At 69.2% G+C, this 24,201-nt stretch carries 22 protein-coding genes; 9 read left to right on the plus strand and 13 right to left on the minus strand.

Annotated features, from left to right (window positions below; translation table 11 throughout):
- Positions 1-8: 8 nt before the first annotated feature.
- Genes iolD through iolC form a run of 4 tightly spaced genes read right to left on the minus strand, consistent with a single transcriptional unit; the run spans position 9 to position 4,549 of the window.
- A complete protein-coding gene (gene iolD, locus ACIBO8_RS29805) occupies positions 9-1,862 on the minus strand; it encodes a 3D-(3,5/4)-trihydroxycyclohexane-1,2-dione acylhydrolase (decyclizing) (protein WP_396118665.1) in 1,854 nt (617 codons plus the stop codon).
- Positions 1,859-2,737 carry a 5-deoxy-glucuronate isomerase gene (gene iolB, locus ACIBO8_RS29810; RefSeq protein ID WP_396118666.1) on the minus strand — a complete coding sequence of 293 codons (879 nt, stop codon included), beginning with the start codon at positions 2,735-2,737 and terminating at the stop codon, positions 1,859-1,861. The genes iolD and iolB overlap by 4 nt, the downstream gene beginning before the upstream one ends.
- On the minus strand, positions 2,734-3,603 hold the full coding sequence (locus ACIBO8_RS29815) for an aldolase (RefSeq protein ID WP_396118667.1): 870 nt from the start codon (positions 3,601-3,603) through the stop codon (positions 2,734-2,736). The genes iolB and ACIBO8_RS29815 overlap by 4 nt, the downstream gene beginning before the upstream one ends.
- Positions 3,596-4,549 carry a 5-dehydro-2-deoxygluconokinase gene (gene iolC, locus ACIBO8_RS29820; RefSeq protein ID WP_396118668.1) on the minus strand — a complete coding sequence of 318 codons (954 nt, stop codon included), beginning with the start codon at positions 4,547-4,549 and terminating at the stop codon, positions 3,596-3,598. The genes ACIBO8_RS29815 and iolC overlap by 8 nt, the downstream gene beginning before the upstream one ends.
- Positions 4,550-4,784: 235 nt before the next feature.
- Between iolC and ACIBO8_RS29825 the strand changes: the two genes are divergently transcribed.
- From ACIBO8_RS29825 to ACIBO8_RS29840, 4 genes are all read left to right on the plus strand, one after another.
- Entirely contained in the window at positions 4,785-5,483 is a 699-nt protein-coding gene (locus ACIBO8_RS29825) for a GntR family transcriptional regulator (RefSeq protein ID WP_396118669.1), read from the plus strand.
- Between the two features lies 1 nt (position 5,484).
- Positions 5,485-8,004: a rifamycin-inactivating phosphotransferase gene (gene rph, locus ACIBO8_RS29830; RefSeq protein ID WP_396118670.1), complete on the plus strand. Its 2,520-nt coding sequence runs from the start codon at positions 5,485-5,487 to the stop codon at positions 8,002-8,004.
- A gap of 54 nt (positions 8,005-8,058) precedes the next feature.
- A complete protein-coding gene (locus tag ACIBO8_RS29835) occupies positions 8,059-8,502 on the plus strand; it encodes an MmcQ/YjbR family DNA-binding protein (protein WP_396118671.1) in 444 nt (147 codons plus the stop codon).
- Between the two features lie 131 nt (positions 8,503-8,633).
- Positions 8,634-9,287, plus strand: coding sequence for a hypothetical protein (locus ACIBO8_RS29840; protein ID WP_396118672.1), 654 nt, complete (start codon positions 8,634-8,636; stop codon positions 9,285-9,287).
- 319 nt (positions 9,288-9,606) lie between these two features.
- Here ACIBO8_RS29840 and ACIBO8_RS29845 read toward each other — a convergent pair whose 3' ends face one another.
- Together ACIBO8_RS29845 and ACIBO8_RS29850 are read right to left on the minus strand one after the other, a co-directional pair.
- Positions 9,607-9,846 (minus strand): hypothetical protein, encoded by a 240-nt coding sequence (locus ACIBO8_RS29845; RefSeq protein ID WP_396118673.1) that lies wholly within the window; start codon positions 9,844-9,846, stop codon positions 9,607-9,609.
- A gap of 107 nt (positions 9,847-9,953) precedes the next feature.
- Positions 9,954-10,142, minus strand: coding sequence for a hypothetical protein (locus ACIBO8_RS29850; RefSeq protein ID WP_396118674.1), 189 nt, complete (start codon positions 10,140-10,142; stop codon positions 9,954-9,956).
- Positions 10,143-10,254: 112 nt separating this feature from the next.
- Between ACIBO8_RS29850 and ACIBO8_RS29855 the strand changes: the two genes are divergently transcribed.
- Entirely contained in the window at positions 10,255-10,857 is a 603-nt protein-coding gene (locus ACIBO8_RS29855) for a TMEM175 family protein (RefSeq protein WP_396118675.1), read from the plus strand.
- 171 nt (positions 10,858-11,028) lie between these two features.
- Here ACIBO8_RS29855 and ACIBO8_RS29860 read toward each other — a convergent pair whose 3' ends face one another.
- From ACIBO8_RS29860 to ACIBO8_RS29885, 6 genes are all read right to left on the minus strand, one after another.
- A complete protein-coding gene (locus ACIBO8_RS29860; RefSeq protein ID WP_396118677.1) occupies positions 11,029-11,652 on the minus strand; it encodes a hemerythrin domain-containing protein in 624 nt (207 codons plus the stop codon).
- 281 nt (positions 11,653-11,933) lie between these two features.
- Positions 11,934-14,978, minus strand: a complete 3,045-nt coding sequence (locus ACIBO8_RS29865; protein ID WP_396118678.1) for a TIR domain-containing protein — start codon at positions 14,976-14,978, stop codon at positions 11,934-11,936.
- A 656-nt stretch (positions 14,979-15,634) separates the two neighbouring features.
- A complete protein-coding gene (locus ACIBO8_RS29870; RefSeq protein WP_396118679.1) occupies positions 15,635-16,213 on the minus strand; it encodes a hypothetical protein in 579 nt (192 codons plus the stop codon).
- Between the two features lie 119 nt (positions 16,214-16,332).
- Positions 16,333-16,914, minus strand: coding sequence for a GNAT family N-acetyltransferase (locus ACIBO8_RS29875; protein ID WP_396118680.1), 582 nt, complete (start codon positions 16,912-16,914; stop codon positions 16,333-16,335).
- Positions 16,911-18,398: an APC family permease gene (locus ACIBO8_RS29880; RefSeq protein WP_396118681.1), complete on the minus strand. Its 1,488-nt coding sequence runs from the start codon at positions 18,396-18,398 to the stop codon at positions 16,911-16,913. The genes ACIBO8_RS29875 and ACIBO8_RS29880 overlap by 4 nt, the downstream gene beginning before the upstream one ends.
- A gap of 29 nt (positions 18,399-18,427) precedes the next feature.
- Positions 18,428-19,075, minus strand: coding sequence for a GPP34 family phosphoprotein (locus ACIBO8_RS29885; RefSeq protein WP_396118682.1), 648 nt, complete (start codon positions 19,073-19,075; stop codon positions 18,428-18,430).
- 326 nt (positions 19,076-19,401) lie between these two features.
- On the opposite strand from ACIBO8_RS29885, the gene ACIBO8_RS29890 reads away from it, so the two are divergent.
- The 4 genes from ACIBO8_RS29890 to ACIBO8_RS29905 all read left to right on the plus strand — a co-directional run bounded on the left by ACIBO8_RS29890 (position 19,402) and on the right by ACIBO8_RS29905 (position 23,811).
- Positions 19,402-20,664, plus strand: a complete 1,263-nt coding sequence (locus ACIBO8_RS29890) for a DUF1800 domain-containing protein (protein WP_396118683.1) — start codon at positions 19,402-19,404, stop codon at positions 20,662-20,664.
- Between the two features lie 10 nt (positions 20,665-20,674).
- Positions 20,675-21,886: a DUF1501 domain-containing protein gene (locus ACIBO8_RS29895; protein ID WP_396118684.1), complete on the plus strand. Its 1,212-nt coding sequence runs from the start codon at positions 20,675-20,677 to the stop codon at positions 21,884-21,886.
- 61 nt (positions 21,887-21,947) lie between these two features.
- Positions 21,948-22,718 (plus strand): dioxygenase, encoded by a 771-nt coding sequence (locus ACIBO8_RS29900; protein ID WP_396118685.1) that lies wholly within the window; start codon positions 21,948-21,950, stop codon positions 22,716-22,718.
- A 79-nt stretch (positions 22,719-22,797) separates the two neighbouring features.
- Positions 22,798-23,811, plus strand: a complete 1,014-nt coding sequence (locus tag ACIBO8_RS29905) for a TerC family protein (RefSeq protein ID WP_396118686.1) — start codon at positions 22,798-22,800, stop codon at positions 23,809-23,811.
- On the opposite strand, the gene ACIBO8_RS29910 is transcribed toward ACIBO8_RS29905, so the two are convergent.
- Positions 23,799-24,044 (minus strand): hypothetical protein, encoded by a 246-nt coding sequence (locus ACIBO8_RS29910; RefSeq protein ID WP_396118687.1) that lies wholly within the window; start codon positions 24,042-24,044, stop codon positions 23,799-23,801. The two genes, ACIBO8_RS29905 and ACIBO8_RS29910, sit on opposite strands and share 13 nt — an antisense overlap.
- Positions 24,045-24,201: the final 157 nt, after the last annotated feature.

The raw sequence follows: 24,201 nt of genomic DNA on the forward strand, positions 1-24,201 counted from the left end.
GGTCCCTTCTAGAGGTACAGGCGCTGGCCGCGCTTGGCGGCCTCGTAGGTGGCGCGCGCGGCGCGGGTGCTGTCGAGCTCGGAGACCTCGCAGACGGGCACGTCCCACCACGACTCCGACGACGGGACGGGCGAGAGCGGGTCGGTCTCGATGTGCACGACGGTGAGCCGGTCGGCCTCGCGGGCCTGCTTGAGGCCCTCGGTCAGGTCGGCGATCGTGCGGCACCGGATCACGGCGGCACCCAGACTCTCGGCGTTGGCCGCGAGGTCGACGGGCAGGTAGCCGCCGTCGTAGTCGTCGTCCGCGCCGCGGTAGCGGTAGCTCGTACCGAAACGCTGCGAGCCGAGCGACTCGGAGAGGGCGCCGATCGAGGCGAAGCCGTGGTTCTGCACGAGGACGATCACGAGCTTGATGCCGTCGGCGACGGCGGTGACGATCTCCTGGGCCATCATCAGGTACGAACCGTCGCCGACCAGCGCGTACACCTCACGGCTGGGATCGGCCATCTTGATCCCGAGCGCGCCGGCGATCTCGAAGCCCATGCAGGAGTAGCCGTACTCGACGTGGTACTGCTTCGGGTCGCGGGCGCGCCAGAGCAGCTGGAGGTCGCCGGGCATGCTGCCGGCCGCCTGCACCACCACGTCGCGCTCGCCGCAGGCGTCGTTGACCGCGCCGATCACCTCGCTCTGCGCGGGCAGTGGGCCGTGCCCCAGGTGGTACGCCTCGTCCACCCGCGCCTGCCACGCCGCGACGTCCCCGGCGAAGCCGAGCTCGAACCGCTTGTCGCGAAGCACCGCGGTCAGTGCGGCGAGCCCCTCTCGGGCATCGGCCACGAGGGCCGTCGCCGACTCCTTGTGGGCGTCGAACGCGGCGACGTTGAGGTTCACGAATCGCACGTCCGGGTCGGCGAAAGCGGTCCGCGAGGCGGTCGTGAAGTCGCTGTAGCGGGTGCCGACGCCGATGACGACATCCGCCTCGCGGGCGAGCCGGTTGGCGACCGGAGTGCCCGTCGACCCGACACCTCCGACCGAGTTGGGATGGTCCCAGCTCAGTGCTCCCTTGCCGGCGTGGGTGTCGGCGACCGGGATGCCCGTGGCACGCGCGAAGGCGTCGAGCTCGGCGGAGGCGTCCGCGTACACCGCTCCCCCGCCGGCGATGATCAGGGGACGCTCGGCGGCGCGGATCACCTCGGCGGCCCGAGCCAGAGCGGCGGGCTCCGGCACGGGACGGGCGACGTGCCAGACGCGCCTGGCGAACAGGGCATCCGGGAAATCGTGGGCCTCGGCCTGCACGTCCTGCGGCAGGCACAGCGTGACCGCGCCGGTCTCGGCCGGGTCGAACAGCACCCGCATCGCCGCGAGCAGCGCGGACGGTAGCTGCTCCGGGCGCCACACGCGGTCGAAGAAGCGCGACAGTGGACGGAACGCGTCGTTGACCGACACGTCGTACGAGCGCGGATCCTCCAGCTCCTGCAGCACCGGCGCGGCCACGCGGGTGGCGAAGACGTCGCTGGGCAGCAGCAGCACCGGGATGCGGTTCACGGTGGCGAGCGCGGCACCGGTGAGCATGTTCGTGGAGCCAGGACCGATGGAGGCGGTGCAGGCCATCGCGGACAGGCGGTTCTTCATCCTCGCGTAGCCGACCGCGGCGTGCACCATGGCCTGCTCGTTGCGGGCCAGGTGGTACGGCATGTCGGCCTCGCCCGTACGCTGCGCCTGCAGCAGGGCCTGCCCGACCCCGGCGACGTTGCCGTGCCCGAAGATGCCGAACGTGCCCGCGATCGCGCGCTGCTCGACGCCGTCGCGCTCGGTCCACTGGTTGGCCAGGAACCGCACGACGGCCTGGGCGACGGTGAGCCTCACGGTCGTCTCCTCTCCGTGGTGGAGGTCAGCGGGAGCCGGGGGTCCATCTGCTGGTGCTCCCACGAGCCGCGGACCCAGGCGTGCACCGGGTCGTCGGAGAAGAGCCACTTGCGCTCCCCCGCCCCGGCCATGACGTTGAGGTAGTAGAGGTCGTATCCGGGCGCGGCCATCGACGGCCCGTGCCAGCCGTACGGGATGAGCACGACGTCCCCGCTGCGCACCTCGGCGCAGACGTCGATGTCGAACCCCGGATGGCCGTACACCCGCTGGAAGCCGGCCCCCGGCGCACCCGTCGGCGAACCCGCGACCTCGAAGTAGTAGATCTCCTCCAGGGCGGTCTCCCCCGCGCCCGCCTCGTCGTGCTTGTGCGGCGGGTACGACGACCAGTTGCCGCCCGGCGTGAGCACCTCGACGGCGATGAGCCGGTCCGCCTCGAACGACTCGGGGGTGCAGAAGTTGTTGACCTGCCGGCTCGCCTGGCCGGCGCCGCGCAACTCGACCGGCACGCTCTCGGCCGGCCCGTAGCGGAACGGCAGCCGCTGCGTCGCCCGCGCCGACGGCAGCGCGAACCGGCCGCCGTTGGCCGCGCGAATGGTCACGGCGGACCCGATCGGCAGGTACGCGAAGTCGGTGACGCGGGAGAACACCGAGCGCCGCCCGGTCAGCGTGACCCGCTCGTCGTCGCAGGTGACGTCGCAGCCGCCGGAGAGCGGCAGGACGATCATCTCGTCGTCGCCGGTGGTGAAGCTGGCGCGCTGGCCGATCGTCAAGTCCAGCACGCGCAGGCCGCTGTAGCCCCAGCCCGCGTTCTGCGGCGTGACGACGAGCTCGAACGGTGTGACCGCGGTCTGGCCGCGGCGCAGCAGACGGTTCACAGCAGGCTCACCGCCCGGTCGACCGCGTCCGCCACGTCCCCGCCGGGCGGGTAGAGCAGGCTGCGCCCGATCACCAGGCCCTGCACGGTCGGCAGGGTGAGGGCCTTGCCCCATCGGGCGTACGCGGCGTCGGCGTCCGCGGCCACCTCGCCGCCGAGGATCAGGGCGGGCAGCGTGGTCGCCGCCATCACCCGCTCCATCTCCTCGACGACGGGCACCTTGAGCCACGTGTACGCCGACGTGGTGCCGAGCCCGGCGGCCACGGTCATGGCCCGGATCATCGCCTCGGGGCTGAGCTCGTTGCGGACCCGCCCGTCGACCCGGTGGGAGATGAACGGCTCCACCATCGCCATCAGCTTGCGCCCGGCGAGGTCGCCCACGGCCCGCGCGCAGCTCTCCAACGTGGTCACCGTGCCGGCGTCGGCCGGGTCGATGCGGATCAGCATCTTGCCGCCGTCGAACCCGGACGCGGCGATGCTGCCCGCGTCGTACGCGGTGAACCGGTCGTCGATCTCGAAGCTGGTCCCGGCGAGGCCGCCGCGGTTCATCGACCCGATGACCACCTTGTCGTCGAGCGCGCCGAGCAGCAGCAGGTCCTCCAGGATGTCCGGAGTCCCGAGCACCCCGTTCACGCCCGGCCGTTCCAGCGCGGTGCAGATGCGCCGCAGCAGGTCGGCCCGGTTGCCCATGGCCAGCGGGTCGTCGCCGGCGCGCAGCGCACCCCGCGCCGGGTGGTCGGCGGCGATGACCATCAGGCGCCCGTGCTCCCCGCGCCAGGACGGTGGCTTGCGGCGGCGTTTGGCGGCCGAGGCGATCGCGTACGGGCGGTCGACCCGCGCGGTCACGATGTCGTGCAGGTCAACCACGGCCGCCTCCCGATGCGAGCAGGGCACGGACCTCGGACTCGGTCGGCATCGCGTCGGCGCAGGCCATCCGCGACGCGACGATCGCACCGGCGGCGTTGCAGAAGCGCATGATCTCCGCCAGCTCCCAGCCCGCGAGCAGGCCGTGGCAGAGCGCCCCGCCGAAGGCGTCGCCGGCGCCGAGCCCGTTGACGACCTCGACGGGTATCGGCGGCGCCTCCACCTCCTCACCCGCGCGGGACGCGAGCACCCCGTCGGGGCCCTGCTTGACCACGGCCAGCTCGACGCCCAGGTCGTGCAGCGCCGCCGCGGCCTTGCGCGGTTCGCGAACGCCGACGGCCGTGAAGCACTCGTCGAGGTTGCCGACCGCGACCGTCGCGTACGGAAGGGCCTCCTGGACCCAGCGCCGCGCCTCCTCGCGCGACTCCCAGAACATCGGCCGGTAATCGAGGTCCAGCACCGTGATACCGGCCTTGGCCCGTTCCCGCAGGGCGGTCAGCGTCGCCGTCCGCGACGGTTCCTGGCACAGGCCGGTCCCGGTCACCCAGAAGATCTCAGCGGTACGCACGGAGCCGAGGTCCAGATCCGCGGCGGCGATCTCAAGGTCGGGCGCCTTCGGATAGCGGTAGAAGTACAGGGGGAAGTCGTCGGGCGGGAAGATCTCGCAGAAGGTCACCGGCGTGGGCGGGCCGCTCACCGGGCTGACGAACCGGTCGTCGACCCCGAACCCGCGCAGGGCATCGTGGATCCAGGCGCCGAACGGATCGTCACCGGTGCGCGTGATCACCGCGCTGCGGCGTCCGTAGCGGGCCGCGGCGACGGCGACGTTGGTCGGGCTGCCACCGAGGAACTTCTCGAACGTCCGGACCTCGCGGAGCGAGACGCCGACCTGTTGTGGGTACAGATCAACACCGGTACGTCCCATCGTCAGTACCTCGTCTGCGGGCATGCGTCCCCCTTGCGAAGAGCGGTCGGAGAGAGCGATGGAGAGGCTGGGCAGCACGGAGAGGCGGGGGTCTCACCCCGGCGGGGGGTATCTCGGTTGGTTTCGATGTAATAACGTGAGTGCTTCCACGTCAATACTTTGTCCTGACAAACTGAAAAACCAAGGGGGTCACGTGGCATCCGATCTCTCTGCCCCACGCAGTCCGGTCCGCCCGGTCGAGGTGGACCGGAGCAGCCCCGTGCCCCTGTACTTCCAGGTCGCCAGCCGGCTGCAGGAGCTCATCGAAGCCGGTGAGATCGGCGTGGGCGCCCGCATCGAGAACGAGGTCGACCTGGCCGAACGCCTGGGCGTATCCCGCCCCACCACCCGCCGCGCGATCCAGTACCTCGTCGAACGCGGCATGCTGGTGCGCAAGCGCGGCGTGGGCACCCAGGTGGTGCATCCCAAGGTCCGCCGCCCGGTCGAACTGTCCAGCCTGTACGACGACCTGGTCACCTCCGACCGCGAGCCGCGTACGGAGGTCCTGGAGCTGAAGGTGATCCCGGCCCCGGCGGAGGTCGCCGAGGCGCTGGAGCTGCCGCCGGGCACCGAGGTCACCTGGATGGAACGCCTGCGCTACGCGGGCGGCGAACCGCTGGCCCTGATGCACAACGCCATCCCGCTCGACCTGCTCCACCTCGAGGCCGGCGACCTCGCCGCGCACGGCCTCTACGAGCTGCTGCGCCGGGCGGGTTACCAGCCCCGCATCGCCACCCAGATCATCGGGGCCCGCTCGGCCGCCGCCGGCGAGGCACGTATCCTGCAGGAGAAGCGGGGGGCCTCACTGCTCACCATGACACGTACGGCCTGGGACGTGAGCGGCCGCGCGCTGGAGTACGGATCCCACGTCTACCGGGCGAGCCGCTACAGCTTCGAACTCAACCTTTCGGCGGGCTGACATGTACGTGCTGGATCTTCGCGAGGTCGACGAGACGCTGCTGGCTGTCGTCGGCGGCAAGGGCGCGCATCTGGGAGCGCTGTCGCGGATGGACGGCGTCCGTGTGCCGCCCGGCTTCTGCGTGACGACGGATGCTTTCCGGCGCATCGTGGCGGAAGCACCGTCGCTCGACGACGACCTCGACCGGCTCTCGCGGCTCGAAGCCGACGACCGGGAGGGGATCCGCACCCTGACCGCGGAGATCCGCCGAATTCTTGAAGGCATCGCCGTTCCGGATGACCTCGCAGCGGAGATCACCGGCGCTCTCGCCCGGCTCGGCGAACAGGCGGCCTGCGCCGTCCGGTCCAGCGCGACGGCGGAGGACCTGCCGACCGCCTCCTTCGCCGGCCAGCAGGACTCGTACCTGAACGTCGTGGGCGCGGAGGCGATCCTCCGGCACGTCAGCCGATGCTGGGCCTCGCTGTTCACCGAGCGCGCCGTGACCTACCGGCGGCGCAACGGCATCGACGACCGTACGGTCCGCATGGCCGTGGTCGTGCAGCAGATGGTCCTCCCGCAGGCGGCCGGCGTCCTGTTCACCGCCGACCCCGTGACGTCCGACCGGAAACTCGCCTCCGTGGAGGCCGGCCCGGGCCTCGGCGAGGCCCTGGTGTCCGGCCTGATGAACCCGGATGTCTTCAAGGTGCGCGACGGCGAGATCGTCGCCAGGACGACCGAGCACGAGCCACCGTCGCTGACGGATGCGCAGGTCGTGCGGCTCGTGCGGCTGGGCCGGCGGATCGAGGCGCGGTTCGGCCACCCCCAGGACATCGAATGGTGCCTGGCCGGCGACGACTTCCACATCGTCCAGAGCCGGCCGATCACCACGCTGTTCCCCGTGCCCGAGTCCGGCGACGAGGAGAACCACGTCTACCTCTCCGTCGGCCACCAGCAGATGATGACCGACCCCATGAAGCCGCTGGGGATCTCCTTCTGGCAGATGACGACCCCCGCCCCCATGGCCGAGGCCGGCGGCCGCCTGTTCGTCGACGTCACCAAGAGGGTGGCCGCGCCGGCGAGCCGGGCCGGCCTGCTGGAGCTCATCGCGAAGGGGGATCCGCTGACCGGGGACGCGCTGCGGACCGTCCTGGACCGCGACGGCTTCATCCGGACCATCCCCGACGAGGACTCCCCCGGCCCGCTCTTCGGCGGCCCGCCGGCCCCGATCGAGACCGATCCGGCCATCGTCACCGAGCTGATCGGGAACAGCGAGGCCTCCGTCGCCGCGGCGGCGGCCGGCATCCGGACCAGGACCGGCGAGGAGCTGCTCGACTTCATCCGGGCGGACATCCAGGAACTGCGGCGGATCTTGTTCGACCCGCGGAGCCATCGCGTGTTCATGTCCGCGATGGAGGCCACGTGGTGGCTCAACGAACGTCTGGAGGAGTGGCTGGGCGAGAAGAACGCGGCGGACACCCTCACGCAGTCGGTACCCCACAACATCACCTCGGAGATGGGACTGGCGCTGCTCGACGTCGCCGACGTGATCCGGCCGCACCCGGAGGTGGCGGCGCTCCTGCAGCGCGTCGAGGACCCGAGCTTCCTGGACGAGCTGCCGAAACTCGAGGGCGGCCCCGAGGCGCGCGAGGCCATCGAGGCGTGGCTGGACACGTACGGCATGCGCTGCGTCGGCGAGATCGACATCACCCGGCCACGGTGGAGCGAACGTCCCGACACGCTCGTACCCCTGATCCTCGGCAACGTCAGGAACTTCGCACCCGGCGAGAGCCGCCGCCGCTTCGAGCAGGGCCGCGAGGAGGCCGGTAAGAAGGAGCAGGAGCTGCTCGAACGTCTGCGAACGCTGCCCGACGGGGAGAGCAAGGCCGACGAGACGAAGCAGAAGATCGACCGGGTCCGCACCTTCATCGGCTACCGCGAGTACCCGAAGTACGGCATGGTCAGCCGCTACTTCGTGTACAAGCAAGCCCTGCTGGAAGAAGCCGACCGCCTCGTCCGCGCCGGCGTGCTCCACGAGAAGGAAGACATCTTCTACCTGACGTTCGATGAGCTCGATGACGTCGTCCGCACGAGCCAGGCCGACAACCACCTCATCGGCCGGCGCAAGGAAGAGTTCCGCTCCTACCAGGCGCTCACGCCGCCCCGAGTGCTCACCTCCGACGGCGAGGCCATCACCGGCGCGTACCGGCGCGACGACGTGCCGTCCGGCGCACTGATCGGCCTGCCGGTCTCCGCGGGCACGATCGAGGGCCGGGCCCGCGTCATCCTGGACATGGCCGACGCCGATCTCCAACCGGGCGACATCCTCGTCACGGCCCACACCGACCCCAGCTGGACCCCCCTCTTCGTCGCCGCCGCGGGCCTGGTGACGGAGGTGGGCGGCCTCATGACCCACGGCGCGGTGATCGCCCGCGAGTACGGGCTGCCGGCCGTTGTCGGGGTCGTCGACGCCACCCGGCTCATCCCCGACGGACAGCGGATCCGCGTGCACGGCACCGACGGGTACGTCGAGCTTCTCCCCTGACGGTCAGCTCGGAACGCGCCCGCGAAGCTCGCCGGTGGCCGGTATCGTCGGCCCATGTCCGCCCCCGGAGACGTGCCGCCGGAAATCCTGAACCGGTTGCGATCGATCTGCCGGGGGCTGCCGGAAGCCTACGAGGAACCGGCCTGGATCGGCGTCCGCTGGCGGATCCGTCAACGGACGATCGCCCACGTCTACACGGCGGACCCGGACCGCAATCTGTACTACCCCCGGGATCTGGTCACCGGCGAGCCGCCGATCGTGATGACCTTTCGCGTACCTGACGACGACCTGCTCGGTCTGACCGAGAGCGGCTTCCCGTACTTCCGCGCGGCCTGGGGCCGGAACGTCGCCGGTGCCTTCCTAGGCGACCACACCGACTGGAACGAGATTACCGACCTCATCACGGACAGCTACCGCGAAATGGCCCCCAAGTTCCTCGCCGCCCGGATCCCCTCTCCGACTGATCCGAAGCAGGTACGAGGAGTCGACGGCAGCTAGCCGCAAGCTTGAGGAGATGCCGTCGTCGGCCGGCCGGTTACGGCATTCCCCTCAGGTGCGCACCCGGCCTGCCGATGCGATGAGCTATGACCTTGCCGCCGCGGCGCCGTCGCACACTCGGCCGTCTCGGCGTGGGGGCGCTGATCACCCTGACCGGGGCGGCCGCGGTGGGCGGAGTCTGGGCCGTCCGGGCACGGCGCCGGAGCGCTGCACCGCAAGTGCAGGCGACCCCGAACGAGTCGATGGCACCGGTCACGCCGTCGCCGCCGCCCGCTTCGCGGCGCCGTCTCCGCTGGCCGGTGATGGTCGCCGTGGTGGCTCTGGTTGTCGCCAGCGGGACTACCGCCGTCCTCACCGCCTGGCCCGTTGCGGCGGACACCCGAAGCGGAGACGCGATAACCCTGCACGGCACGACGGGCGAAGAGGTCAAGATCTCCCTCGCCCGAGTCACCGACCCGCACGAGCCGCCGACCTCAGGCTTCGGTCCGATGAACGGCCACCGATGGGTGTCGTTCCACACCAACCTGCACAACACCGGCACCACCCCGATCCTCGCCGAACCACACAAACACGCGCGTGTCCTCGATACACAGGGCCGCTGGTTCGAGCCCCACAGCTCGATGACGGCGAGCTTCCAGCCGTACAACCTGAACCCGATCGCACCAGGCTGGGACATCGACGTCGTCATCCTCTTCGAGGTGCCGCAGACCGCCGAGCTGACCAAACTCCGTCTCACCCTGGACCCCAGCATCAGCACCGAGGTCGCGGACTGGACGCTGCATTAGACATGGCTCGCGAGAATCCCGGGTTCACACCCCGAAGCGCCGCCTGGGATCGCGCACCAATGCACCCGGACAGATCGCCGAGCGAGACAGCGTGACGCCGGCACGCCTGCTCAGCGGCATGTCAATGCGGGCCGGACCTCGGGCAGCTGCCGGATTCTGAGTAGGCTCGGCGGGCGCGCCGGGCAAAGGCGGATGGGAAAGCCCGTTACCAGCACCTCGTGCTGACGACCGCAAGGTATGAGCCGGTTCGAGTCCGGTAGTCCGGCGCGTCCGCTCCGCGCGGATCAGTGCATCGGCCGGCGCGCTATGTGTCTGCTTCTCAGGGGCGTGACTTGGTGCAGGCGGTCAAACCACAGATTCGGTGATCGGCAATAGCCAGAGGATCCGGGGTGAGCCCGGCGCGCCATTCACAGGTTTCGAAATCCGGGCCGATGGGATACGGCAGACTCACCAGGTAGTGGTCACAGTGTGAGCCGTCGAGCCACGGACGGCCGATCGGCACCGTGGGTCCGCCATCGAGCCTTTGCCGGGCAGGACCGCAGCGGTAGTAGGCGTTCATCGTGATGCTTCCAGGTTCTCCCCGTCATCACCTGGCGCTGCCTGGAAGAACCCCAGCCCATGGCCGCTCAGCTCGGTCGCGGCCCAACAGCCCGACGTCACGTACAACTACCAGCCACCGGCCGAGCCGGGGTAGATGCGGAACACCCGGAATCCGGGTACCCGGCTCTCGATCGGTCCCTCAACCCCGGGCAGCTCGTCGAACAGCCGGTCGGGGAAGCAGTTCCCAAGGTGATCGAGCAGGGCGAGACGAGCGGATGGATCGGCGGGCAGACTCACGCTGTCCCCCTCAGCCATGCAGTCGGCGTGTCCCATCCGGTCGGGGCAGTGACGGCTATCGTCAAGCCGCAGATCCTGATCACCCCCAGGGACGGGAGCGGTCCGTCCCCCACCCACGAGAGAGGGCGCCATGCGGACCAGCCGATTGGAGGCGTTCAGCGACGGCGTGCTCGCCATCATCATCACGATCATGGTGCTCGAGCTGAAGGTTCCCGAGGACCACCACATCCACGACCTCGTGCGCACCACAGGTCTGGGTCTGCTGAGCTACCTCCTCAGCTTCATCTATGTCGGCATCTACTGGAACAACCATCACCACATGTTCCACGTGGTTCGCCGGGTCAGCGGCGGCGTGCTCTGGGCCAACCTTGCCCTGCTGCTGTGCCTGTCCCTCTTCCCGTTCACGACGGCGTGGGTCGACGAATCCCGCCTCGCCCGCGATCCGGTCGTCCTGTACGGCCTCAACTTCCTGGCCGCGGCCATCGCCTACTTCATCCTGCAGAAGGTCATCATCCGCGCCGAAGGGCCGGATTCTGCGCTGCGGCGGGCACTCGGCACCGACTTCAAGGGCAAGGCCTCGCCCGTCGTCTACCTGATCGGCATCATCGCCGCGCTGACGCTGGGCACGGCCGGCGTGGTCATAGCCCTGGCCAGCTATGTCGTCGTGGCGATCGTGTGGATCGTCCCGGACCGCCGCATCGCCCGCCTCGTCGACGAGTCCGAGCAGGGCTGAGCCAATGCTCTCGGCGGAACCGGACCTCGGACGGAACCCACCACGCACCATGCGGCATGCGAGTTCGTGACCGATGCCTTTCCGCGGGAGGTTGCGAGCGTGCAGAGAGCGGTTGCTCGGGTAGGCGTCATAGGTCGCGACGGCGGCTTGCTATCTCCCCGCAGACAGAGATCACCCCGCACGGACCCGGTCTCGTGTCCTTCGGTAGAGCCGGTCACCGAGCAGGCGCCAGATCAGGCGGACCGGCGGCGGCATCTGGCCCAGGAAGCGCTGTCTCTCCGCCGGCGTGGCGTCCTCCAGGATCGCGCCGAGGAAGAGCAGGAGTGGTTTCCCCTTGGGGGTTCCGTCCCTGCCATGCTTACCGAGCGCGTCCCACTCCCGCTGGGTCACGAATTCCGGGACCAGCGGCAGCAGCAACTCTTCTTCGTCGGTGAGGTGTTCGTCGACGGATGCCGAGGCCCTGTCGAGCACATCGGCCAGCTCGTCACGGTCCGCAGCAGCGGCGAGCCGCCTCCAGCGCGGGTTGAGTTCGGCGATCCGGGCCAGCGGCTGGTGCAACGAATCGTGCTGCGCCTCCATCCTGCGAATCAGGTCGGTGTGCTCAACGGCCCGCTCCAGCAACAGCGGCCAGAGCAGCTGGTCCTCGCCGCTGTGGTGATGGTGCAGGGCCGTGGCGATGCTGTGGAGGTGAGCGCCGACCACCTCGGCGCGAGCGACGTCCCCCGCGGGCACCGCGCGCACCAGCGCGGGTAAGAGCTGCAATTCACGCCGAAAGACCCGGTGAACGAGCACCATGTCCCAGGTGTCGGCCCGATCCGCCGGGGTCGTGGTAGAAGCCATGCGCGCACCGTACCGGCGTCGAATACGCAAGGGTGCGTTGCCACTCCGGCAGCCGCACAGGGCCGCTCAATGGAGCGGGTTCCATTTGTGCCACACAGCCGTAACGCCGACATAGTCGCTGCGGGTGCAGCAACTGCACTACTCGCGGTCGCGTCTTGCTTCGCGGTCCAGCTCGGCGGTCGGTTCGTCCGCCTGCAAATCGGGGTCTCGGCAATCGACCGGGCGGCGCTCGACCGTCACAGGTCCAGTAACCGCTCGCGGAGCCCGGCCATGGCCGGCTCTCGCGCGGAACGGCCATGAATCGCAAGAATGAGGTCGAATACCGTGAGGAAGTAGCGTTCGGGCGCCGTGAAGTCAGCGTGTACTCGCCCCTGCAGGAGTGCCGGCAAAGACAGAGCCGGGGTTCCCTCGGCCAGAATGGGGAGTACCGTCTCCTTGCGTTCCTCCGTTCCAATCATGCGGTTACCGATCAGGTCTCCCTCGGCTGCGGCGACGAAGCCACCCATGTGCTCGCGGTTCTCGTACTTCTCACGATACAGGGGACTGCCCACGACGATGACCAGATCGGCGGTCGCTATCCGTTCCACAAAACGAGGCACGCTGGCTCCGATCCGGGCGTTCTCCCAGCGGTCCAGGATGACGGCTATCCCGGCTTTGGCGAGATCGGTCGCGAGCTCCCTTTCGACCCAGCGCTCGTGTTTCACATCGCCCCACGCGTAGCTGATGAAGCAGCTGGGAGGAACTGCCTCCAGAGTGGTCGTGAGCCTGAAGAGCACTTCCTCGAATCTGGACCGCTGAGTGGCGGCATGTCGCTGAAGGTCCAGGTCGGCGTCCTGCTCCGCCGCCAGCAACAACGGACCACCGCGCAGATTCATTTGCTTGCCGCATTTGGCACAAAAGCTGTCCATCTGACCATCGGCCAGCAACTCGCGAACCACCGCGCGGTTCAACTGATGCTGATTGCTGCAGACAACCGGTTCGAAGCGGGTTGTCGTCACGTCCTGGCGATGAAGAAAGCTCTCGAAGAGGCCTTGGAACAACATTCGAACCGAGTCGCCGACCGTTTCGCCGTATGAGAGGACAAGATCCAGCTCTCCCTCACGTTCTCCCTCCAGCTGAAAGGCGCAAATCAGGTCCTGCCCGAAGGTGTACTCCGCCTGGTTACGCCATTGGTTCGTGCGGGTGAAGACCTCCGTGTAGCCCAGCATCACCACTAAAGATGCGTAGACATTTTCCACCGCGCCCGTGATGGTATAGGCAGCACCCTCGACAAGAGTGCGCGAGTTCTTGATCATCGGCCGGCGCAAGTTGATCAATTCCGGGAAGACGAGATAAACTCGGTTGGTCAGAGGATCCGTCTCACGGAAACAGACATTGTGTGCGAGAAATGTCGCCACGGCGGAATCCAGGAGGATCTCACGTTCATCCTCGGCCAGTCCGACCAGCTCGGGGAAGGCGTATTCGTCTGCCATCAATCGATGCTCCTCGAGAGAGCCCAGGCCGCGCGGGTTGCGCCGCGCTTCCAGGACGATCGAGGCCGCTAAATTGTTGAGGAGCTCAGGGCGCATGAGAACTCGTTGCTGTCCCGTCGATCCATGCAGGACCGAAACATAGCCGTGTTTGGCCAGATGCCCAACAGCCCCTAAGACCTTGGCGTCACTGTATTGCAGTTCGGGATCGTGCTTCTCGGCAATGCTCCGGAGCTCGGCGATACTGACGATGACTCGCCGGAAGTCAAGTGTGTCCTTGAGGGCGAGCACTGCATCCTTGATACGTTTGAAGGCTGCGGTGGTGACGGAGGTGGGTCGCGCTTCCCAATTGACCGCGTCACGCATCAGGTCCAGGAGGTCGTCGAGTCCGACGTCGGCAAGCGCGCTGGTCGCAACATATGCCCGAATTCCTCGGTCCGCACAAAATTGCCTGATATCATCCTCGGTCAACCGGGCAGCGCCTCGATCTGATCGCGCTGCGACGAGGATGATCTCGCACGGTGCCGTGGTGCTGGTCGCTCGAAGATGTTGAAGCCAGTAATCTACGCCTCGCAACGGATCTTCATCTCTTGTGGGATCGAAGACGACCAGCGCCAGGTCCGCGTCCTCCAGGAAGAGCGCGTGTATGAGCCGGTAATCCGGCTGGCCGGCAAGATCCCACAGAACTGCCTCACACTCCGCTCCGTCAGGGCGCGTGACGGCCAACTCATTCATCAGCCAGAATTGCTGCCCATGCGTGGAGGGATGCTCTTTGAAGACACCGTGGGCAAGGCGATAGCCGAGCCCGGTCTTTCCTGCACCGGATTCACCGACCAGGACGATCTTGGCCGATGCATAGGTCACACTGTCTGCCTGCGATCGCGTCGCTCGAATCCGATTGGCATCGAGTTTCCAGAGCAGGACCGCGGACTGGTTGTGGCCCGGAACGACCCCCACCGCGGCCAGCACGGGCCGCCCGGGATGAAAGGCCAGTCGCGCCGCCCAATGTGGAGACCGGCCCACGTCCAGTCCGTGCAGCGGCGCCCAGTCAGCGCAATCCCATAAAATCACCGTACCTGTGGTGTCCATGGAAGCGAGCAGCTTGCCGTCGTGGCTGAATGAGACGGAACTGATCGCTCCCGTATGGCCCTCCAGAGAAGTAGTCAGCCGTCCCGTGGCCGCGTCCAGGATACCGACGGTCGTGTCCGTCGAGCCGACGGCGAGGAGTTGATGATTCGGACTGTAGGCCAGGTCGGTCACCATGCCGACATGGGTCGTCTGGCGCCAAAGGCGGGAGCCATCCATGATATCGATCACTTCGACGCCACCCCCACCGCCGATGGTGATGAAGCGACGGGTGTCATCGAAAACCAGTGCCTCGACAGTCCTCAAGGAGCTGGGCAGGTGGCGTGGCCGAGCGAGCGCGAGGTCGTAGATCTTTGCACCGAGCGAGTCGGCGTACACCAACAGGCTCGAGCGCGGCGAGAATGCGATCTTGGGATTTTCCGAGGTTCCGATGCGGTAACCTTCGACGAAGCCCTCGGTTCGCCAGAGACTGAACCCTCTGTTGTCGGCGACGCCCAGGACCGACTCATCACTGTTGAATGCTGCGCGTCGTGCGTTGCGGACCGGCACCACGGCGAGCAGGTCAAGTGATTCCGCGTCCCACACACGTGCACTATTATTCCCGACCGTCACTATTCGGCTGCCGTCGGAAGACCACGTGACATCTGACACCTGACGGTCGTTGCCGTCAAACGCGACGACCGACACCCCGTAATTGTCCGCCGGTCCGAAATGATGCCTGGTCACGGATCCTCTTCTGACGAGCAGTCAACCTGGCCCATGATGCTATGTGATCCTCCGGCCTACCGACAGAGAGCCGATCCGCTGCGTGTACTACCTGGACGCCGGAGGTAACGGCCTCGTCGTCGCCGGTCCACTCAGCTAACCTCAAGCGGCGCCCGATGATCAATTTGATCATGTGCTCAACCACTCGATAGGTGACTCACGACGATCATGATCCGGTGCACTCAACCGGGCATGTCGGCGTTTCGACAACAGCTCGGCCCTCGCGTTTCGCTGCGCTGCCGTAGGCGTCGGACGAGCCAGACGAGGCTCTATCGCCACAGCGTTGAGGCAACCGGTGGAGCGGAGTTCCACGGGGTTTCTCGGCGTCTTCTCGTCGGCCGGAAGATCCGGACGCGGAATCGTTGCCCCTGCTCAAGGACGGTCCGTTCCCCCCGGGCCGTCGGGCACGCAAGCCGGCGATGTCCCGCCACAGCTTGATCAATACGACGCCCCCAGACCGCGCCGAAGGACGCGAGCCGGTCGGCCGCGGTCGGTCGGGCAGGTCGAGCTGAACAAAGATGATGGCTCAGGCCGGCGACTTCGGTGCAGATCCGGCCGGCGCCCGACCCGGCGAGATGCCGTGCGGCGAGTCTCCCGGGACGAAGGACGCTGCATCGTCAGAGGCAGGGTGGGACGTAGCCGTTGATGCGCAGCCCGCGGAAGTCCAGCTCGTTCGCCGTCTTGCCGACGAAGACCAGGCCCCGCGCCTCGCCGACGGCGACGTCGAACGGGAACGCCGGCGTGCCCAGCTCCGGCAGCGACGTCCACGCTCCGGGCCGGAGGCTGAAGAACCGCGTGACCGTCCGGCCCCCCGTCGACGGCACCGGCGTGAGCCACTGAGCTCCGCCGCTCCAGTGCGACGCCGGACGCAGCTGGACGTACAGGTCCTCGGTGGCGCTGTACGTGAGCAGGAAGCCGCGGGAGTGCGACAGGTCCACCTGCGCCTCGAACTCGTTGGCGAGCCAGACGACCACGACGTGCCATTCGGCGTTGAGGAAGGTCACCTTGGCCGCGTACTGGTGGTGGCGGGTGGGGACCAGCAGGCTGCCGGTCGCCGGGACGGTGGTGCCTTCGCCGCTGGCGAGCCACTGCTGGAGGCGGTCGACGGAGGGTGTCGCGCACTCCCCGCGTGCCGGGGTGGCGCCGGCGGCGCTCGGTGTGACCGCGACGCAGGCGATGAGGACGGTCAGGGCCATGCCGGCCCTCTTCACAGGCCCAGTAAGCATTGTTAAGAGTCTGGTGGCCGTGCGATGGACAGTCAAGTAGATCGATACGATGGCGGGGCGCGGCCCGGCGGACCGCGCCCCGGCCGGACTCACGGACGCCACATACGGAAGAACGGCGTGTCGTCCGGGAGCCGGATGTCGAACGGCGACATGCGGGTGTAGCCGTGCCGCTCGTACAGCCGGATGTTGTCCTCGTTGGTCGCTTCCAGGTAGGCCGGCACGTCCAGCCGGTCGTGGGTGTGCTGCATCAGCGCGCTGCCCAATCCCGCGCCCTGGTGGTCCGGGTGGACTGCCAGGAATGCCAGGTGCCAGTGCGGTTCCTCGGGGTGGTGCTTCTCGAAGAGTTCGTCGAGGGCCTGGAAGTGCGGGAGCCAGCGGCCGGCGAGGGCGGCCATCCTTTTTTCGTACGCGGGGATCTCCGGCAGTTCGCGCGTACGGTCGAACCACACCGCGGTGGCCACCAGGCCGCCGTTCGCGTCTTCGATGACGTCGATCTTGCCGCCCGCGGGTGCCGACTCGGACAGGAAGGTGAAGAAGTCCCCCATCACCGTCAGGCGTTCGGCCTCGTCCGGTACGAGCGAGCGGTTCTGCGGGAGGTGGTCGAAGGAGTAGGCGATCAGCCGGCCGATGGCGGGGATCTCCGCCGTGGCGGCGGGACGGATCGGCGTCATCGGACGGCCTCCGAGAAGGAGTAGGTGGCCGCGCTCCGGGCGCCCAGGCCGATGCCCTGGTAGACCGCGGGCCGGGCACGGCGCAGGATCAGCGCCCATGCCGCGCCCGCGAGCGCGAGGATCGCGTACGCGAGCGGCACCACCCATGTCGGGTCGGAGCCCGGTTCGACGCCGAAGAGCGTGGCGATGTTGGTCAGGGCGAGGTACGTCATCACGAGCAGCAGCACCGTGCCGATGGCCGGGGCGCCGAGCCGGTGCCACAGATCCTCGCCCTGGGGGTTGCGGGCGAAGTAGCCGATGACCGCGACCGACGTGACCGTGATGAGCAGCAGCACGCCGATGCCGCCCGTGGTGCCGCCCCAGAAGAAGAGCTGCACCAGCGGGTCCCAGCCCATGACGGCGTACACGAGGATCGCGACCAGGCCGAGCGCCGACTGGGCCAGCGAGCCGTTCTTGGGTGCGCCGGTGCCGGGCACCGTACGCCCGAATGCCCTCGGCAGCACGCCCTCGCGCCCGAGCGAGAAGGTGTAGCGGGCGATGATGTTGTGGAAGGAGATCATCGCCGCGATGAGCGACGTGAGGAACAGCGCGTGGCCGAGGTGGATCGCGGTGCCGCCGAGGCGGTCGGAGGCGAGGTTGAAGAACAGCTCCGGGCCTTCGGCGCCGGCGCGGTCGACGGCGTGGCCGCCGGAGGCCGAGATCATCGCCCAGGCCGAGAAGCCGTAGAGGACGGCGATCAGCGCGACCGCGATGTAGGTGGCGCGGGGTACGGTCCGGCGCGGGTCGCGGGACTCCTCGCTGAAGACCACCGACTGTTCGAAGCCGACGAAGCCGGTGACCGCCATGACCAGCAGGGCTCCGGCGCCGGTGCCGACGAGGCTGCCCGGGTCGAGCGGCGCGGACGACGCGGTGAAGGTGGGCGCGGCCAGGTCGGCGAAGCTGAAGACGACGACGAGCACGATCTCGGCGACCAGCAGGGTGGCGAGCACCTTGCCGTTGACGGCGACGTCGCGGACGCCGAGGACCGCCACCAGCGCCCAGGCGACCAGCGCGATGACCCACCACTGCACGTCGACGCCGAACCAGTCGGCGAACAGCGGGGAGGCGATCGCGCCGAAGCCGCCGTACGAGGCGAGCTGGAAGCTGTTGTAGGCCAGCAGCGCGACCCACGCGGCGCCGACACCGAGGGGCCGGCCGAGGCCCTGGGAGATGTACGCGTAGAAGGCGCCGGCGTTGGCGATGTGCCGCGCCATGGCGACGTAGCCGACGGCGAACACGGCGAGCACGACCGCGACGGCCAGGAAGGCGATGGAGATGCCGGTGAGCCCGGTGACGGCGAGGCCGGTGGGGACGACCCCGGCGACGACGGTGAGCGGCGCGGCGGCCGACATGACGAAGAAGACGACCGCGGCCACGCCGAGGCGGTCGCGGGCGAGGGCGGTGGAGAGCTGGCTGGGTCTCGCGGAGGTGGTGGTTGCGGACACGGGGGTCTCCAAGCGGGGAGGAGGGGTGGTCAGGCCCTTCGGGCCATCACGGCGTCGCCCACGGCGGCCTCTGCGTGGCCGACGAGGTGCTGCAGCATGGCCGGCAGGCGCCGGCGCAGCTGGTGGAACAGGTGATCGCGCTCGGGGGCTTCGAGCGTGACCAGCACGTGCTGGTCGAGGCCGGTGGCGAGGATCAGCCCGGTCAGCACGAGATCGGAGGTGTCCAGCAGCTCGCCCCGGGTCGCGGAGATGCGGATCCGGGTGCCGGGCCAGCCGGCGGTGGTCGAGTCGACGGGTTCGAAGCGCACCTTGGTGCCCAGCAGGCCGCGCTTCTCCCTGCGGTGCACGAGACCGGCCCGGGCGAGGCGGCGCTCCACGAGGTCGGTGGCGACCCCGGTGGCCAGGAAGGAGATCCAGTCGCGGATGCGCCGGTGGTGCGGTTCGCGCAGGAGCTGGCCGAGGACGGCGGCGGTGGCCGGGTCCGGGGTCGGCTCGTCGTCGATCACGACGACGTGGTTCTCGCGCAGGTCGAGACGGCGCCACAGGACGAGCTCGGCGAGCAGCCCGGCGGCGAGCCCCAGCCCGAGGGTGGCGGGGGTCAGCACGCAGCGGCCGCGGGGCGAGTCGTGGGCGGCGAGGTACAGGTCATCGGCGAGCGGCAGCTGCGATGACGACACGGAATCAATCCCTCGGGGCATGACGGGATGACCGCCGGTCGCGGTCACCGGCAGTCTCGGGTACGGGCGGAAGCAGGGCACAGTCACCGCCGACCATTACGGTGAGCGGCGTATGCACAACAACGCGTAGCTTGCCAGCGCTCGACTACCCGGCGCAATGTCCAGAGTGGTCAAAGCTTCGATGCATCGTGCACAAGGGCGTTGACCTGGGCTTATGCGTGTGACACTGTGGACGGAATTAACCAGGACGTCATGGCCGTAAGTCTTGACGGGCATCGAATATCGTCCTTACCGATCGCTTACACGCCGGGCCTAGCGTCAGCGGCATGACGGACCGCAGCACGGTTTCCCACCTGCTCCGCCGGTTGACGTTCGGGCCGACCGCGGCCGAGGTCGACGCGGCGGTCCGGGCCGGCGTGCCGGCCACCGTGGAGAAGGCACTCGCCGGGATCGGCGCGACCGTGCCGATCCCGGAACCCGGACCGTTCCGCCCCGGCAAGGAGGGGCGGCAGGACGCACGGCGGCAGGCCACCGAGGCCACCTGGTGGTGGGTCTCGCGGATGGCGTCGGCGCCGGGTGCGGCCGAGAAGCTGACCTTCTTCTGGCACGGGCACTGGGCGACCTCGGTGCGGAAGGTGCGCTCGGCGGCCCTGATGCTCGCCCAGCACCGCACCTTGCGGCAGTACGGCGGTGGCGGCAGCGGCCCGCTCGTGCGCGCGATGCTGCGCGACCCCGCCCTGATCCTGTGGCTCGACGGCCAGCGCAACACGCGCCAGGCACCGAACGAGAACCTGGCCCGCGAGCTGATGGAGCTGTTCACCCTCGGCGTCGGCGCCTACACCGAGAACGACGTCAAGGCGGGAGCGCGCGTCCTCACCGGCTGGCGGGCCGCGCGGACGGCCACCACGGCGACGTTCGTCCCCGCGCGCCACGATCCCGGCCCCGTCACGCTGCTGGGGCGCACCGCGGCGTTCGACACCGACTCGTACGCCGACCTGCTCGTGCACCACCCGGCGCACCTGCCGTTCCTGGCACGCCGGCTCTGGATCCGGTACGCCTCGGGCACCGGCCCGGACGCCGCCACCACCGCTCGGATGACCTCCGCACCGGAGCGCACCACGACCGGGATGCTGCGCGCGCTCGCCGGCGCCGAGGCGTTCGCCGCGACCAACGGCACCCTGGTGAAGCAGCCGGTCGAGTGGATGATCGGCGCGGTACGCCAGCTGGGCGTTGACCTCGGCGCCCTGCCGGAGAACAAGCGCGGCCCGATCCTGGGCGGCCTGCGCGCGCTGGGCCAGATCCCGTTCCGGCCGCCGAGCGTGGGCGGCTGGCCGGTCGGCACGGCGTGGCTCACCACCTCGTCGGCGCAGGCGCGGCTCCGCACCGGCCAGGCGCTGGCGGGGCTCGCACCGGAGGCCGTCGAAAGGCTGAGCGCTGCCGCGCGCGGCGACCGGGTCGACGCGCTGGCGCGGATGCTCGTCGTCGACGCCTGGAGCGACCGGACGCGGGCCGTGCTGACCGGAGGCGCCGCCGAGCCGCGCCGCCTCCTGGCGCTCGGCCTGGCGAGTCCCGAGTACACCGTCCACTGAGGAGAGCGGCATGGACAGCATCACGCGGCGCAGGTTCCTGACGGCCAGCGGCGTCGTCGCGGCGGGTGCCCTCGCGGCCGGTGGCACCGCGTACGGCCTCGGGGACATCCTCGGTTTCCGGGACGACGCTGCCGCCGGGCGGATCCTCGTGCTGGTCACGCTCTACGGGGGCAACGACGGCCTGAACACCGTCATCCCGTACGCCGACCCGGCCTACGCCGCCAACCGGCCGTCGATGGCCTACGGGCCGGACCAGGTCCTGCCGCTCGCCGAGGGCTTCGGGCTGAATCCGGGGCTGGCCGGGCTGCACCGGCTGTGGGGCGACGACCGGCTGGCGATCGTGCGAGGGGTCGGCTATCCCCGGCCGGACCGCAGTCACTTCCGCTCCATGGACATCTGGCAGACGGCGAACCCGGAGCGCCCGGAGAACACCGGATGGCTCGGCCGCTGGCTGGACCGGGCGGGCGGCGATCCTCGCCTGGCCGTCTCCTTCGAGCCGGTGCTCCCGCCGCTGCTGGCCGGGGCGACCAGCGCCGGCGCCACCGTGCCGGGCGGCGCGCTGAAGCTGCCGCGCGGCGTGGACGACAAGGTGCTGGCCGGGTTCGGCGCCCCGGCGGCGGGCGAGTCGGCCGGCCGGGCCCGGGCGGCGGCCTGCTACGCCGACCTGATCCGGGTGCAGGACCTGGTCGACGAGGCGGTCCCGGACGAGGAGGACGAGGACGGCAGCGAGCAGCCGGCGACGGCGACGGGCGGGCAGGCCCCGCCCCTGGACCGGCAGCTCGCCCTGGTCACGCGCTGCATCGAGGCGGGCGCGGCCACCCGGGTCTACTCGGTCTCGCTCGGCGGCTTCGACTTCCACGCCGACGAGAAGAGCGCCCAGGAGGCGATCCTGGCGAGCCTCGACAAGCCGCTCGCCGCGTTCGCGGAGCGGATGGCCGGCCGCAAGGTCGTGGTCGCCGTCTACTCGGAGTTCGGCCGCCGGGTACGCGCCAACGCCTCCGACGGCACCGACCACGGCACCGCCTCCTCCGTCCTGCTCATGGGCGACGGCATTCCCGGCGGCCTGTACGGCGAACCGCCCGGTCTCACCGACCTCGACGACGGCGACCTGCGCCACACCGTCGACTTCCGGGACGTGTACGCCATGCTGCTCGCCGATGTGCTCGACGCCGACGCTCATTCGATCCTGGGCGGCTGGGAGGGACGCCTGACATTTAGTTGACGCCTCAAGTAAATCGGCGTACCGTGGACGTCAGATAGTTGAAGCGTCAACGGAGGTCCCGATGAGCACCATGCCCGCGCTGTTCCTCAGCCACGGCGCCCCGCCACTGGTCGACGACCCGGCCTGGGTGGCGCAGCTCCAGGACCTCGCGGCCGGCCTGCCCCGACCCAAGGCCGTCCTCGTGGCGTCGGCGCACTGGGAGTCGGCGCCGCTCATGCTGGGTGCCACCGAGACCGTCCCCCTGGTGTACGACTTCGGCGGCTTCGCCCGGCGCTACTACGAGGTGCAGTACCGGGCCCCCGGAGCGCCCGCGCTCGCCGACCGCATCGAGAAGCTGATGCCGGACAATGAGCACGTCGCCCGCACCCGGCGCGGCCTCGACCACGGCGCGTACGTGCCGCTGACGGTCATGTACCCGGACGCCGACATCCCGGTGCTGCAGATGTCGCTGCCCACCCTGGAGCCGGACCGGCTGCTCGAGCTGGGCCGCCGGCTCGCCCCGCTGCGGGACGAGGGCGTCCTGATCATCGGTTCCGGCTTCACCACCCACGGCCTGCCGTTCCTGCGTGACTTCCGCACCGACGCGGAGGCTCCCGGCTGGTCCCGCGAGTTCGACGCGTGGGCCGCCGAGACCCTCGCCCGCGGCGCCGTGGACGAGCTGGCGGACTTCCGCAGCCGGGCGCCCGGCATGCCGTACGCCCATCCCACGATCGAGCACTTCGCCCCGATGTTCCTGACGCTGGGCGCGTCCGGCGACCCGGAGCAGAGCCCCGAGCAGCCGATCGACGGCTTCTGGATGGGCCTGGCGAAGCGCTCCTTCCAGGCGAACTGAGCCGCCGTTTTCAGGATCCTCCCAGCGTGACCAGGGATTCTGGGTACATCCCCCCACGATGCACGGAGGTTTCTCCCTGATGCTGGAGGTCACCGCGCTCGGCTGGACGCTGACCATCGCGGTCATCGTCGCCCTGCTCGCCCTCGACCTGACCCTCGGCGTGCTGCGCCCGCACGCCGTCGGATTCCGTGAGGCCACCGCCTGGTCGGTCTTCTACATCGCCGTGGCGCTCGCCTTCGGCGTCGTGTTCGCCCAGGTCGCCGGGTGGGACTACGGCACCGAGTACTTCGCCGGATACATCGTCGAGAAGAGCCTGTCGGTCGACAACCTCTTCGTGTTCGTCATCATCATGAGCACCTTCGCGGTGCCGGAGAAGTATCAGCAGAAGGTGCTGACCTTCGGCATCATCATCGCGCTGGTGCTGCGGGTCATCTTCATCGCGCTGGGTGCGACGCTGCTGTCGCTCTTCTCGTTCATGTTCCTGATCTTCGGCCTGCTGCTGATCTACACCGCGGTGCAGCTCTTCCGGCACCGCGACGAGGATCCCAGCGTCGACGACAACGCGCTGGTCAAGGCCAGCAAGCGACTCTTCCCGGTCACCGACGAGTACGCCGGCGGCAAGCTCTTCACCCGGATCGACGGCCGCCGGATGGCCACCCCGCTGTTCATTACGCTCATCGCCATCGGCAGCACCGACCTGCTGTTCGCGCTCGACTCCATCCCGGCGGTCTTCGGCGTGACCGAGGAGGCGTACATCGTCTTCGTCGCCAACGCCTTCGCCCTGCTGGGCCTGCGGGCGTTGTTCTTCCTGGTGAAGGGTCTGCTGGACCGGCTCGTCTACCTCTCCACCGGGCTGTCGCTGATCCTCGCGTTCATCGGCGTCAAGCTGGTGCTGCACTGGCTGCACGAGGACGTCTGGCACGACGCCCCGGTGATCGGCACCCCGGTCTCGCTCGGCGTCATCCTGGTGGTCCTGGTGATCACGACCGTGGCCAGCCTGGCCAAGACCCGCCGGGATCCGTCGGCGAAGGCCCACGCCGGTAGCCTGCGGGCGCATGCCCCGCAGGAGGACCCCAGCCGTCAGGCGCGATAGCCGCCCATGGCGATCCGCGTGCGCTGGCGCTCGTAGTCCTGCTGGTTCAGGATCTCGCGGATCTGGGCCGTGTCGGCCTCGTCGTAGCGGCCGAGGATGAGGTCGAGCTCCGCGCGCTCGGCCTGGGTGCGGAACGCCGCCAGCTCCGCGCTCAGCTGACGGTGGGCCCGCCGCTCGGTGCGGCGGTGCGACAGGCTGACGCGCGCGTCCTTGATCCTGTTCGGGAGGTGCATAGTCCGTTCTCCTTACGGAAGGTGATGAGAAAAGCATCGCCGCTTCGGACTACCGCAACAAATCAAGCAGGTAAAACATTCGATCCAGACGTGACCCGGGCCACCGAAATGCTGTAGCCCGGGTCACTCTGTGTTGCTGATTGCCTGGTCAGGACTC

The sequence above is a fragment of the Actinoplanes sp. NPDC049681 genome (genome assembly GCF_044465265.1).
Classification (GTDB): Bacteria; Actinomycetota; Actinomycetes; order Mycobacteriales; family Micromonosporaceae; genus Actinoplanes.